The organism is Mycobacterium sp. MAA66 (genome assembly GCF_041261665.1).
Classification (GTDB): domain Bacteria; phylum Actinomycetota; class Actinomycetes; order Mycobacteriales; family Mycobacteriaceae; genus Mycobacterium.
In genome coordinates this window covers 1,091,329-1,104,239 of record NZ_JBGCCC010000001.1, presented here as the reverse complement: position 1 = coordinate 1,104,239, position 12,911 = coordinate 1,091,329, and the positions used below count along the sequence as shown (strand labels likewise).

At 68.4% G+C, this 12,911-nt stretch carries 12 protein-coding genes; 3 read left to right on the top strand and 9 right to left on the bottom strand.

Going from position 1 to position 12,911, the window contains the following annotated elements; translation table 11 throughout:
* Window positions 1-105: 105 nt before the first annotated feature.
* The 9 genes from ABIA30_RS05415 to ABIA30_RS05375 all read right to left on the bottom strand — a co-directional run bounded on the left by ABIA30_RS05415 (window position 106) and on the right by ABIA30_RS05375 (window position 10,906).
* Complete coding sequence (locus tag ABIA30_RS05415) at window positions 106-1,464, bottom strand: alpha/beta hydrolase (RefSeq protein ID WP_370062785.1); 1,359 nt, start codon at window positions 1,462-1,464, stop codon at window positions 106-108.
* Window positions 1,461-2,882 carry a lipase family protein gene (locus ABIA30_RS05410; protein ID WP_370062783.1) on the bottom strand — a complete coding sequence of 474 codons (1,422 nt, stop codon included), beginning with the start codon at window positions 2,880-2,882 and terminating at the stop codon, window positions 1,461-1,463. The genes ABIA30_RS05415 and ABIA30_RS05410 overlap by 4 nt, the downstream gene beginning before the upstream one ends.
* Window positions 2,879-3,769: a 3-methyladenine DNA glycosylase gene (locus ABIA30_RS05405; RefSeq protein WP_370062781.1), complete on the bottom strand. Its 891-nt coding sequence runs from the start codon at window positions 3,767-3,769 to the stop codon at window positions 2,879-2,881. Before ABIA30_RS05405 ends, ABIA30_RS05410 begins: the two co-directional genes overlap by 4 nt.
* Window positions 3,762-4,811 (bottom strand): hemolysin family protein, encoded by a 1,050-nt coding sequence (locus tag ABIA30_RS05400; RefSeq protein ID WP_370062779.1) that lies wholly within the window; start codon window positions 4,809-4,811, stop codon window positions 3,762-3,764. Before ABIA30_RS05400 ends, ABIA30_RS05405 begins: the two co-directional genes overlap by 8 nt.
* Window positions 4,804-6,153, bottom strand: coding sequence for a hemolysin family protein (locus ABIA30_RS05395; RefSeq protein WP_370062777.1), 1,350 nt, complete (start codon window positions 6,151-6,153; stop codon window positions 4,804-4,806). Before ABIA30_RS05395 ends, ABIA30_RS05400 begins: the two co-directional genes overlap by 8 nt.
* 241 nt (window positions 6,154-6,394) lie before the next feature.
* Window positions 6,395-7,858: a GuaB1 family IMP dehydrogenase-related protein gene (locus ABIA30_RS05390; RefSeq protein WP_370062775.1), complete on the bottom strand. Its 1,464-nt coding sequence runs from the start codon at window positions 7,856-7,858 to the stop codon at window positions 6,395-6,397.
* A 98-nt stretch (window positions 7,859-7,956) separates the two neighbouring features.
* Entirely contained in the window at window positions 7,957-9,420 is a 1,464-nt protein-coding gene (gene gndA, locus ABIA30_RS05385) for an NADP-dependent phosphogluconate dehydrogenase (protein ID WP_370062773.1), read from the bottom strand.
* Window positions 9,421-9,494: 74 nt separating this feature from the next.
* Window positions 9,495-10,475, bottom strand: coding sequence for a M56 family metallopeptidase (locus ABIA30_RS05380; RefSeq protein ID WP_370062771.1), 981 nt, complete (start codon window positions 10,473-10,475; stop codon window positions 9,495-9,497).
* A gap of 14 nt (window positions 10,476-10,489) precedes the next feature.
* Complete coding sequence (locus ABIA30_RS05375; RefSeq protein WP_370062769.1) at window positions 10,490-10,906, bottom strand: BlaI/MecI/CopY family transcriptional regulator; 417 nt, start codon at window positions 10,904-10,906, stop codon at window positions 10,490-10,492.
* 213 nt (window positions 10,907-11,119) lie between these two features.
* Between ABIA30_RS05375 and ABIA30_RS05370 the strand changes: the two genes are divergently transcribed.
* From ABIA30_RS05370 to ABIA30_RS05360, 3 genes are all read left to right on the top strand, one after another.
* Window positions 11,120-11,911 (top strand): iron reductase, encoded by a 792-nt coding sequence (locus ABIA30_RS05370; RefSeq protein WP_370062767.1) that lies wholly within the window; start codon window positions 11,120-11,122, stop codon window positions 11,909-11,911.
* A gap of 187 nt (window positions 11,912-12,098) precedes the next feature.
* Complete coding sequence (locus tag ABIA30_RS05365) at window positions 12,099-12,500, top strand: PaaI family thioesterase (RefSeq protein WP_370062765.1); 402 nt, start codon at window positions 12,099-12,101, stop codon at window positions 12,498-12,500.
* Between the two features lie 82 nt (window positions 12,501-12,582).
* Entirely contained in the window at window positions 12,583-12,885 is a 303-nt protein-coding gene (locus ABIA30_RS05360; protein WP_370062763.1) for an urease subunit gamma, read from the top strand.
* Window positions 12,886-12,911 lie beyond the last annotated feature (26 nt).

The following is a 12,911-nucleotide window of genomic DNA, read 5'->3' as shown; positions in this document are numbered from 1 at the left end:
ACCAGCGACGTCCAAGTTTACCCGTGGGTAACCGCAGCTCATCGGCACGTCGCCTGTGAGAATCCGATCACACCGTGATTGAAGATTGCTGTGGGCAGCGGCAAGTCAGCCACCGCCCGCACCGGGTAGTGGAACTTCTGCCGCGCCCGGTGTGTGCAGACGACCGGCCAGCCACGGTAGTGAGGTGGCGAAGCGGCGCTTTGCCGTGCCGAACTTGTGGTCGCCGGGCTGCGGGTCGACGGAGCATTCCATGCCGGCTCCGCTGGCTACCGCGCACAGGTAGTTCGCGATGGCGAGGTGGTCCTCGGGTGCGTCCGGTGGATCGGTGGTCGGCCACACACCGAGTTGTGGTGGCCGGTACACCGGCTGCCCATCGCCGGACACCGCGAACAGGCCGGCGATGCCCGAGTACGGGGCGTTCTTCTTCAGCACCGTGGCCGGGTCGAACTGGTCGTATGCCGCGGCGTTTCCGCCGTACAACCGGGCGATCGTCTGTTCCTTGGACCCGGCGTTGGGGCCCAACAGCCCATCGATGTCGACGAACGCGGTGAACATTTCCGGATGCATCGCGGTGGTGAGCACTGCGCAGGTGCCGCCGACCGACCAGCCGGCAACACCCCAACGGGTCGGGTCGGGGCTGGCGGAGAAGTGTGAAATAACATAGGGCACAACATCTTTGATCAAATGGTCGGCGGCGTTTCCGCGCGGCCCGTTGACGCACTCGGTGTCGTTGCTGAACTCGCCGCTGGTATCGGGAAAGACCAGGATCGGGGTGTTGCCACCATGGGCAGCGGCGAAATCGTCCGCTGCGCTCTGCGCCCCGCCGGTCGACGGCCAGTCGGCCGGCCACCCGAACTCACCGCCGATCATCAACACCGCGGGTAGCGCCGGCGGGGGATTGCCGGCGAACCACGACGGCGGCAGATAGACGAGTTCATCGCGGTGGGGGAACCCCGATCCGGTGCTGGGGATCTGGACCGACACGAGCATGCCGTGCGAGAGGTTCTCGCCACGCTGGCGCATCTGCAGCGCGGTGGGCTCGTCGATCTGGTTCTGCAGGGTTCCGGTGGTGGTGCGGTTCCACAGGGCTCCGACCGTGGGCAAGTAGCCGGTCCAGGTGTTGACGGCCAGCGCCGCGCACAGCGCGCACAGCGCCACGGTGATCAGTGCCACTGCGCGCCGCCACCATCTGATTTCGGTCCAGCCGACGATCGCAACAGTCAGCGCGGCACCGGTCAGTGCGACCCATACCCGCAACGGGATCGGGGCGGGACCGTCTGCCAGGGCGTGGTACTGCATGAACCAATACGCGCCGATGGCTGCGGCCACTCCGACGGCCAGGGCCACGGGAAGCCAGCGCCGCAACCAGCCGGCGGACCGTCGGCCGATGGCCACGCCGAGTGCGACGACGGATAAGACCTGGATCACGACCGGCAGCCATCCGCCCAGCAGCGAGATGTTCACGCCGGCGGCTCCGTTGGGGCGGGGGGAACCTCCGCGGGCGGCCCGGGCAGTGGGGGTGCCTGATTCGGGACTGTCGACGTCGGCGTGACTGCGGTCGTCGACGTGGTACCGGGCGCCTGGGTTGTGGCAGCGGTGGTCGTCGTGGCGGTCGAGGTATCCGGCGTCGAGGTCGCGGTGGAGCCGGCCGCGGTGGTCGGCGTCGTGGTGGTTGAGGTTGTCGGTGCGGCCTGCCCGTTGCAGGTGTTCGGTGCGGGGACACCGTTGAACCGATCGTTGATCCAGCCGATCAGGTCGGGATCGGGCGGCGGGGTCACGAAGTCGATGACGTCGCCCATGGCGCAGGCCCGATCGACTGCGGCAGCGGTCGCTTCCGGCGGGATCAGGCCGCCGGGCTTATCTGCGGTGACCAGCATGGGTGCGCCCGTCGGTCCTTGGGGCAGTGAGGTTTTGCGCAGGAAGCCATGCAACCGGTCAGTGGCTTCGGGAGTGGTCGGGCCCACGTCGTGCGGTCCCAACGCCCGGGCCAGTCCGTCACGCGCGCGGGCGCCGTCGCCCCAGCAGGCAGACAGTTGGTCCCAGTGCTGTGCGGCAGCGCCACGCCGGTAGTCGTTGAGTGGGAAGTCCGGGTACGCCGTGGGCAACCAAGCCAGGTACTCCTGGAGCATCAACTGCTGGCCCTGGTTCAGGGAGCCGTTGGCCGCGGCGTCGGCCAACCATTCCAGTGCCGCAGTCGGGGTGAGCGCGAGCGCGCCGCGGAGGGACATTTCACCGCCGTAATCGGCGGCCAGTTCGTTGGCGGCCCAGGCGGCCTGTCCGCCCTGCCCGTTGCCCGCCGCGATCCAGTCCTTGGACGTGTTCGAGACCAGTTTGCGAGTGGCCCGGACCACGTCGATCATGTTGTATCCCGCGGTGGTCGAATCCAGGAACGGATGGTAGAAACCGGGCTGGTTGCCTTGCACACCCAGTCCGACGTAGTCCGGGACAGCCACCACGTACCCCGCGCTGACCAACGCGCGCACGGACGGCGCCAGTCCCAGCAGGCTGGGAGAGGCGGACGGGGCGCACTCGGGGTGGATGCCGGTGTCGTCGTGGCCGAGCGCGACGATGTGCCAACCACCTTGTGGTGCTTCGCCTCTCGGAACGAAGACGGTTCCGGACGCCTCAGGTGAGCTGTCCGAGACGGCCAGCACTGTGGCATAGGTGATGCGTGCCGCCAATGAGGTCTGCATGGACAGTTGCGGGTCGAGATTCTCCAGCGGCTGCGCGGAGATCAGGGAGCCCGGCGCTTTGCCGCCGTAGTCGCCGGGCAGCGCCTTGTCAGATCGGGTGGACAGGTGCCCGGCCGAGTCGTCCGAGCATCCGGTCGCGGCGGCCAGGACCAGGGCGGCCAGTCCGGCCGCCAGTGCGCGCGCGGTCACCGCCGGCCACCGTGGGTCAGTAGTTGCTCGCACCGCGCCAGCAACGTCGCGCGCAGTGGCGCGGCGCGCTGGGCCAGGTCCTGCTGCTGCCGGACGTACTCCGCCCGGCCGGCAGCGTCCTCGATGGTGATGGGCGCGACGCCGTACTCGGTCAGGTCATAGGGGCTCGCCTGCATGTCGAGCATGCGGGCATCCGCCGCGAGGTCCAGGCAGTCCATCAACAGGTCCGACTCCACCAGAGGTCCGAGTTTGTAACACCACTTGTACAGATCCATGGTGGCGTGGATACAACCCGGCTGCTCGTGCGCGGGCTGATCCTCGCGGCTGAGCATCTCACTGTTGCGGGGCACGGCGGCGTCGGTGAAGAACCGAAAGGCATCGAAGTGGCTGCACCGCAACGGCATCGACTCGACCACCGCATCGGTGCCGGCCGCCCCCAGGCGCAACGGCACCTGACCGTGCCGGACTTCGGGTGCCCGGTAGACCATGGCCCACTCGTGCAGACCGAAGCAGTTCAGTCGGGCCGGCCGCGACGCAGTCGCGGACAGCAGTCCCGCGATGAAGCCGACGGTGTCCAACCGTCCGGCCAGATGCTCGGCGGTGACGGTGGCGACGTCGCCGCCGACGACGGCGTAGCCGCTGCGCCCACGGTAGTGCCGGGCCCCGCGCAGCCCCACCCCGAATCCGGGATGCCAGCGGCGCAGTTGCCGCGGTCGCAGGCTGTAGTAGGTGAACAGGAAGTCCCACACCGGGTGCGGCCGGCCGGCGCGCTGCTCGTGTGGACCGACGAACCGCTCCACCCGGGCCAGGTGCCGTTCTTCGCGTGCGGTCCACTCAGCGGGGTCCAGCAGCTCCAACGTGTGCGTGAGGGTCGTGGAGTCAGACACGGTGCGTCCCGTCGCGAACGGTGCCGACCAGGTCCTCCACCAGATCTTCGAGGGCGACCATTGCGGTGACGAAGCCGTCCGTGGTGACCAATGCCAGGTGAGAGTTGTTGCGACGCAACCAGGACAGCGCCTCGGGCACGGTCAGTGTCGAGGGGACCAGCGGCAGCGGACGGACCATCGAGCGGTCCAGCACCGCGGTGTAGTTGTCCGCCTGGGGCAGCACGTCTTTGATGTGCAGGTACCCGATGTAGGCGCTCGATCCGTCCGTCACCGGGAACCGTGAGTAGCCGGTCTCGGTCAGGGCCTGGATCACGGCGCCGACAGTGGGCCCGGCGCCGGGCGCGGAGATCGGCACCACCCTGATGTCCTGTAGCGGTATCGCCACGTCGCTGACCAGGCGGGAACGGATCTGCAGGGCGCGGGTCAGCCGGACGTGCTCCTCGGCGTCGAGCAGCCCCTCCGAGCGGGACTCGGCGATCATCTCGGACAGTTCGACCGTCGAGATCGCCACCGAGAGTTCGTCGCGGGGGGTGACCCCGAAGATCCGCAGCACGACGTTCGCGCACCAGTTGTAGAAGACGACGAAGGGCCGGGCCACACCCATATAGACCTGATACGGCGGCACCAGCAGCATCGCCGCCTTCTCCGGGCCGGCGATGGCGATGTTCTTGGGCACCATCTCGCCGAGCAGCACATGCAGTATCACCACGATCGCCAGGGCGATCACGAATGACGCCGAATGCAGGGCCGACTCGGAGATGTCCATGGCGCCGAACGGTTTTCGGAGCAGATCTGCCACCGCCGGCTCGCCGACCCGGCCGAGCAGTATCGAACACACGGTGATGCCCAGCTGGGCGCCGGCCAACATCACCGGCAGCTGCTCACCGGCGCGCAGCACGGTGACCGCGCTGCGCTTGCCCTGCTCGGCCAGGGTCTGCAGCCGGTCGCGGCGGGCGGAGATCAGGGCGAATTCCGCGGCGACGAAGAACGCGTTGGTGGCCAGCAGCAGCACGGTCAGCGCCACGCTGTAGAAATCATTCACCGGCGCCGTCCTCGGTGAGTTCGGTCAGCTCGAGCTGGTCGATCCGCCGGCCGTCCATCCGGATCACGGTGGCCCGCCAGCGCACCGGCCCCCGGTGCGGGTTGTCGGGATCGAACTCGGTGAGCACGACGGAATCGCCGGCCACCGGGATGCGCCCCAGCTCTTGCAGGACCAGGCCGCCGATCGTCTCGTATTCGCCTTCGGGCGCGCGGAACGGTGTTTCGGTGTCGACCTCGTCGATCCGCATCAGACCGGAGACGAGCCAGCCGCCCCGCACTGCGACGACGTCCGGGGTGGCGTCGTCGTGTTCGTCGCGGACGTCGCCGACGATCTCTTCGATCAGGTCCTCCAGGGTCACCATCCCGGCGGTACCGCCGTACTCGTCGACCACCAGCGCGGTCTGCACGCCGTTGGCTCGGATTCGGGTCATCACCGCATCGCCGTCCAGCGTCGAGGGCACCATCGGGACGGGCCGGGCCAGCTGGTCCAGTTTGGTGTTAGCGCGTTGCTCGGTGGGGACCTCGAACACCTGCTTGACGTGCACCATGCCCACGGTTTCGTCCAGGTCGCCGTTGACGATCGGGAAGCGGGAGAACCCGGTGCGCGTGGCCGCCGCGATGAGGTCGGCGACGGTGTCATCGGTCGCGAGCGACTCGATCTTGGACCGCGGGGTCATGAGCTCCTCGGCGGTGCGCCCGCCGAATTGCAGTGAGCGGTCGATCAATTCGGCGGTCTGCTGGTCCAGCGATCCGCTGCGCGCCGACGTACGCACCAGCAACACCAGCTCCTGTGGTGTGCGCGCCGAGCGCAGTTCCTCGGCGGGCTCGATGCCGAGCCTGCGCAGGATCAAGTTGGCGGTGCCGTTGGTCACCTTGATGGCCGGGGTGAGCAACTTGGCGAAGAACCACTGCCATGGCACCGTGGCCCGAGCGGTGGAGGCGGGCAGGGACACCGCGAGGTTCTTGGGCACCAGCTCGCCGAACACCATCGAGACCGAGGTGGCGATGAGCAGGGCCAGGGTCAGCGCCACCGGCTCCAGGTACTCCTGCGGCAGCCCGAGCGCCAGCAGCGGATCTCGCAGCTGGCGGGCCAGCACCGGTTCGGCCAGGTAGCCGGTGGCCAGCGTGGTGATGGAGATACCGATTTGCGCGCCGGACAGCTGGAAGGACAGCGAGCGGTGGGCGACCCGGATGATCCGGTCCCGCCAGCCCCCGGTTCGGGCGCCGGCCTCGACGGTGCTGCGCTCTAGCGCGGTCAGCGAGAACTCGGCGCCGACGAACATGGCGGTCGCGATGGTGAGGAACCCGAAAGCCAACAGGCTCAGCGCGGTAGCGACGTTCATGGCGCACCGCCGATGGGGGCGCCGGGCACGTGGCCCGGCCAGCTACTGGGAGGCTCGGGGTCGGCCTGATCGGGGAACGCCGGGTCGACCTGGCACGCCCCCGCCGGGATCGGGGCAGTGATGGCCCCAACGGGTGCCTGCGGCACGTGGTCCCTTTCGAAGGCGGACGTGGATGCGGACGAGCCGGAAAATCAACGTTAATGGTAGCTGGTCGGCCGCGCTCGGTCTGGCTGCCCGCAGGTCACCACCCGGTCGGCAGGGGGTGGCCTTCGGCGAATCCCGCGGCCGACTGCACGCCCAGCACCACTTTGTCATGCAGCTCGGCCAGGTTGGCGGCCCCGACGTAGGTACAGGTGCTTCGCACTCCGGAGGTGATGTGGTCGATCAGATCCTCGACACCGCCGCGGACGGGGTCCACTGCCATCCGCGACGAGGAGATGCCTTCCTCGAACAGCGCTTTGCGGGCGCGATCGAAAGCGCCGTCGGCGGCGGTGCGGGCCGCCACGGCGCGTTTGGAGGCCATGCCGAAACTCTCTTTGTAGTGCCGCCCATCCCGGTCGGTCAGCAGGTCGCCGGGGGACTCGTAGGTGCCCGCGAACCACGAGCCGATCATCACGTTCGACGCGCCCGCAGCCAGGGCGAGTGCCACATCGCGCGGATGCCGCACACCGCCGTCGGCCCACACGTGACCGCCGAGTTGTCTTGCTGCAGAGGCGCATTCGACGACCGCGGAGAACTGAGGGCGGCCCACGCCGGTCATCATCCGGGTGGTGCACATGGCGCCCGGGCCGACCCCGACCTTGACGATCGAGGCGCCGGCGTTGATCAGGTCGCGGGTGCCCTGGCCGGATACCACGTTGCCGGCCGCCAGCGGCAGGCCCAGGTCGAGGGCCGCGACCGCGCCGAGAGCGTCGAACATCTTCTCCTGGTGGCCGTGTGCGGTGTCGACCACCAGTACGTCCACTCCGGCTTCGGCGAGTGTGCGGGCCTTGGCCGCGACGTCACCGTTGATGCCGACCGCCGCGGCGATCCGCAGCCGTCCCTTCGCATCGACCGCCGGTGTGTAGATCCCGGCCCGGATCGTGCCGGTTCGGGTCAACACTCCGGCCAGCGAGCCGTCGCCATTGGTCAGTACCGCCACGCCGATGTGGGCATGCTCGAGCAGATCGAACACCTTGCGCGGATCGGTGCCGGCCGGCGCGGTGACGAAATCGGTGGTGGCGACGTCGGCGACCCGGGCGAACCGGTCCACCCCGGCGCACGCCGCCTCGGTGATCAGTGCGCTCGGACGGCCGACTCCGGCTGGATTGCCATCGGTGTCCGCGGAAATCACCACCGCTGCGCCATGGGCCCGCTTGTGCAGCAGCGCAAGGGCGTCCGACACCGAATCATCGGGCGCCAGCACCACCGGAGTGTCGGCGACCAGGTCGCGGCTCTTGACGAAGTCAACCGTCCGGCGCACCGCTTCGATCGGCAGATCCTGCGGCAGCACCACGATGCCGCCGCGGCGGGCCACCGTCTCGGCCATCCTGCGGCCGGCCACCGCGGTCATGTTGGCCACCACGATCGGGATGGTGGTGCCGGTCCCGTCCGTGGTGGACAGGTCGACATCGAACCGCGACGTGACCTCGGACCGGTTCGGCACCACGAAGACGTCGTTGTAGGTCAGGTCGTACGGGGGCCGGTGGCCGTCAAGGAACTGCACAACTTCAGCCTAGTGGCTCGCCCGACGTCGCCGCCCTGACGCAAAACTGCCCCTCTCCGACGAAGAAGGGCAGTTTTGCGTCTGTTCGCGGGGGATTGCTAGGCCTGGACCTCGGTGCGGTCGCCACTCCACAGCGTGTGGAAACGGGCCGCGGGGTCGGCGTCGGTGCGCCCGTAGGTGTGCGCGCCGAAGAAGTCGCGCAGGCCCTGCGTGAGCGCAGCGGGCAGCCGTTCGGTGCGCAGCCCGTCGTAGTACGACAGCGCCGAGGCGAAGCCGGGGACCGGGATGCCCAACTCGGTGGCGGTGACGACGACGCGGCGCCAGCTGTCGATCCCTGCTTCGACGGCGCTGCGGAAGTACGGCGCGGCGATCAGCGTGGCCAGCTGCGGGTCCTCGTCGTAGGCCTCCTTGATCCGGTTCAGGAACTTGGCCCGGATGATGCAGCCGCCGCGCCAGATCGTGGCCATGTCGCCGAGCGTGATGTTCCAGTCATACTCGGCGCTGCCCGCCTGAATCTGGTTGAAGCCCTGGGCGTAGGCGATGATCTTCGATGCGTACAACGCCTTGCTGACGTCGTCGATGAACTGCGCCGCGTCGGCCGGCTTGGCGCCGAGGTCACCCGACGCGAGGCCGGTGGTGGCCTTGCGCTGCGGCACCGAACCGGACAGTGCGCGGGCGAACACCGCCTCGGCGATGCCGGTAACCGGCACTCCGAGGTCGAGTGCCGACTTCACCGTCCACCGGCCGGTGCCCTTTTGCTCGGCCTCGTCGACGATGACGTCGACCAGCGGCTTGCCGGTCTTGGCGTCGACCTGCTTGAGCACCTCGGCGGTGATCTCGATGAGGTAGCTGTCCAGGTCGCCCTTGTTCCATTCGGCGAAGATCTCGGCGATCTCGGGAGCGGCCTTGCCGAGTCCGTCGCGCAGCAGTTGGTAGGCCTCGCCGATGAGCTGCATGTCGGAGTACTCGATGCCGTTGTGCACCATCTTTACGAAGTGCCCCGCGCCGTCGGGTCCGATGTGGGTGCAGCACGGCACGCCGTCGACGTGTGCGGAGATCTCCTCGAGCAGCGGACCGAGCGATACGTAGGACTCGGCGGGACCGCCCGGCATGATCGACGGACCCTTGAGGGCGCCCTCCTCGCCGCCGGAGATGCCGGCGCCGACGAAGTGCAGCCCGCGTTCGCGGATCGCCTTCTCCCGACGGATGGTGTCGGTGTAGAGCGCGTTGCCGCCGTCGATGATGATGTCGCCCGGCTCCATCGCGTCGGCGAGCTCGTTGATCACCGCATCGGTCGGGTCGCCGGCCTTGACCATGATCAGCACCCGGCGGGGCGGCTGCAGCGCGTCGAGGAATTCGGCGATGGTCTCGGTACGGACGAACGAGCCTTCGCTGCCGTGCTCTGCGATCAGCGCGTCGGTCTTGGCCACCGAGCGGTTGTGCAGCGCCACTGTGTACCCGTGGTGCGCGAAGTTGCGGGCGATGTTGGAGCCCATAACGGCCAGACCCGTGACCCCGATTTGAGCAGTGGCGGTGTTTGCGGACTTCTCCGACGAGCTCACAGACAGGCCTTTCGTTTCGTTGTTTTGTTGTGGCGCACGACTTTACGGATCGGCGATCCGTCCAGTCGGAGAGTCTACGAGAAGAACAGCTTGCGCAACTCGGTAAGCCACGGAACGGCCACCGCGACGGTCGGCACCACCAGCACGACGGCCGCCGCCAGGTAGGCCCCCGCGGCCAGCACCGGGCTGTTGGGCTTGCCCGCCAGTCGTTGTACCCGAAGCACTGTGGTCGGTCCGCCCGCGGCCAGGGCGCCCTTGGGTACCCGGCTGCCCGCGCAGGCCACCAGGGCACGGGCCAGCGGCGTGGGGCCGGTGGCGCGGACCGCGGAGTCGTCGGCGAGCAGTTCGATCAGCAGCCGCACCGCGTCGAGCGCGCTGCCGCTGCGGACGAACCGCGGAAACGCGGCGTGCACCGCGATGAACATCTCCAGTACCAGGTCGTGCCGGGCCCGCAGGTGGGCGTGTTCGTGGCTCAGGATCGCGGCGATCTCGCTGTCGTGCAGGGTGTTCAGTGCGCCTTCGCTGAGCACGACGCGGCCGCGGACCCCGGGCACGCAGTAGGCGAGGGGTTGTTCGACATCGAGGATGCGCAGGCCGCCGTAGCCGGTCCGGTAGCGGTGCCGCCAGGCCTTGCGCAGCGCCGGTGTGGAGGCCGTCGCGTCGCGGGTACGGCTGAGCAGGTCGACCAGCATCCGGTGGTGGGCGCGGCGGCGGCGGGTGGCGATCGCGACCTGGATGACGGCGACCGCCAGCCGGACACCGATCACCACGGTCAGCGCGAGCACGATCACGTACAGCACCCACAACGGCCAGCCCAGGGCCGCGATTTCACTTGAGACGGTGGCCGTCGGGCGGCCGTCCGGACCGGGCACCATCAGCCTGCTCGCGATGGCGATACCGGCACTGAATGCGGACAGTACTGCGGCCGACGCGACCGCCTGCCAGAGCACGATTGCGGCCCGGGGTGCGCGCAGCGGCCATGACGCTCGCGCCAACATGGCCGGCACCGGCCCCACGAGCATCAGCGCGAGGAAGGTGAAGGCCAGCGCGGACACGCGGTTAGTGTCCCTCAGGCGGGGCTGGAATTGCCAGTCGCGGGCGGTATTCGGTGCTTTGCTTCGAGTTCGGCGAGGGCGCGGCGCAAGGCATCGGCCTCGTCGACACCCACGCGTTCGACGAAATGCACCAGTGCGGACACCCGGCTGCCCGAGTCTGAGGCCTGGTCCAGGGCATCGACCATCAGGCCGGCCACCAGTTCGTCGTGGCGGTGGGTGGGGGCGTATCGATGGGCGCGGTCGTCGCGGTGCTGTACGACGAGATTCTTCTTCGCGAGGCGCTGCAGCACGGTCATGATCGTGGTGTAGGCCAGGTCACGACGGGCCGCCAATGCTTCATGCACCTGGCGGACGGTCTGGGGCTCGGGCGAACTCCAGAGGTGTTCCATCACCTCGCGTTCGAGATCGCCGAGTCGCGTCAATTTGGCCATGTTCCGTTCATTCTCCTGAGCAATAATTCCAGGGTACTACGCATTTACTACCGCGCGTCGTATCCAATGTCGCCGCCCTGGCCAACGTCTCTCCAGTCGGGTGCGGTTCCCGGTCAGGGCAGGTTTCCCCACCACCTGTGAGTCGCATCACAGGGGGTTTCCCCGCGGGTCGGCCTAACTATAGTAAGGCTAACCTAACTGATGGGAGCTACCGTGACTGTGACCGTTGACGACCCGTTGATCGCCGCGATGGACATCCGGTCCATGCTGCCGCTGCATGAGTCCAGCAAGCGGCTGCGTGACCTGTTCCCGGACGGTCCCCGCGTGTACGGCGTCGCGATCATGGGTGACCTGTCGCGGCGGCGCTGGTGGCCGTTGGCCGACGCTCTCGACACCGGCCGACTGGAGCTCATGTTCGACGCCGCGGTCGCCGAGACGGGCAGTGCAGTGGTTGCGGCCAGGCAATTGGCCGCCACGTTCGCGCACGTGGTGATCGGGCGGGTGGTGCCGCTGCTGGTGCTGGAGGGTCGGGTCTGGGACAACGGGCTGGAGAATCTGTGGGTGCACGTCGATTCCGAGGGGTCCATCGACTGGGTCGGCGTGGTCAACCCGCTGCTGCGGGCGCTGCCCGATGATCCGCACTTCGGTTCCGGTGGCGCCCGGGCGGCGCGGCCGATGGGCGAGGGAATCGTTGCGCTGCCGAGCGAGGCCGCGTTGACGACGTGGGTCGCGCACCGCGCCCATCGTGCGCTGGAGCCGCTGTTCGGCAAGCTTCATCAGGTCAGCGGCGGCGCGTTGGCGATGGCCTCGATGTGGCACATCGTCGGGTCGGCCGTGGTCGGCTCGGCGACGCTGCTTCCGGTGCTGGTGCGTGGCAGCGGCATGGGGTCGACGGAGGAGGACGGTATGCGGCGTGCTCAGGCGGTGCTCGATGCGCTGGTGGGGTTCGGGGCGCCGGTGCGCGGTACGAATCGGGCCTGGCCGACGAAAGGCTTGCTTAATTAGGTAAGCCTTGCCTAGTATGAACTTGTTCGAAACCACCGGACCGAGCCGGAGTCCTGAGGGCTGCAGAGACCCCCGGTCCATTCGAAGGGCGGGCCCCGCATTCACGTGCGGGGCCCGCTCGCTTTCCGGCGTTCGTTCGGCGGGGCCGCCGGTACGTGCCGATCGCCGCTCGGATAGACAACTACTTGTGACGACATCAGTGCCGGAGGATCTCGGCCGCGGCTTCGACAATGAAATCGGATTGACCTACATCGAGGTCACCCCAGACGGTGGCCGGGCCAAACTGACCATCACCGACAAGGTCCTACAACCGTGGGGCATCGTGCACGGCGGGGTGTACTGCGCCATAGTCGAGAGCTTGGCCAGTGTGTCGGGCCACATCTGGCTGGCCGAGCACGGTGGCGGCACCGTCGTCGGGGTCAACAACAACACGGACTTCCTGCGCGCACTCAAATCCGGCACCGTCACCGCCACGTCGACGCCGATCCATCGGGGCCGCCGTCAGCAGCTCTGGCTGGTCGTCATCACCGACGAGCAGGACCGTCCGGTGGCCCGCGGTCAGGTGCGCCTGCAGAACCTCGAGCAGTGATTGGGACGCGTTTCGTATCGGTCGGCGATACCGAACGCGCCCAAATCGCTACTTGCAGGTATGCGTGGCAATATCGCCCACTATGCGTTTGAGCCCGCATGAACAAGAGCGCCTGATGATCTCCTATGCCGCCGAGCTGGCCCGGCGCCGTCAGGCCCGTGGGCTGCGCCTGAACCATCCCGAGGCGGTCGCGGTGATCACGGATCATCTGATGGAAGGTGCGCGAGACGGCCGCACCGTCGCCGAGTTGATGGTCAGCGGGCGTGCGGTGCTGACCCGCACCGAGGTGATGGACGGCGTGCCCGAGATGCTGCACGACGTCCAGGTCGAGGCCACTTTCCCGGACGGCACCAAGCTCGTCACCGTCCACCACCCGATCTCGTAGAGGCCCCGCATGAGCGCTGACGGTGG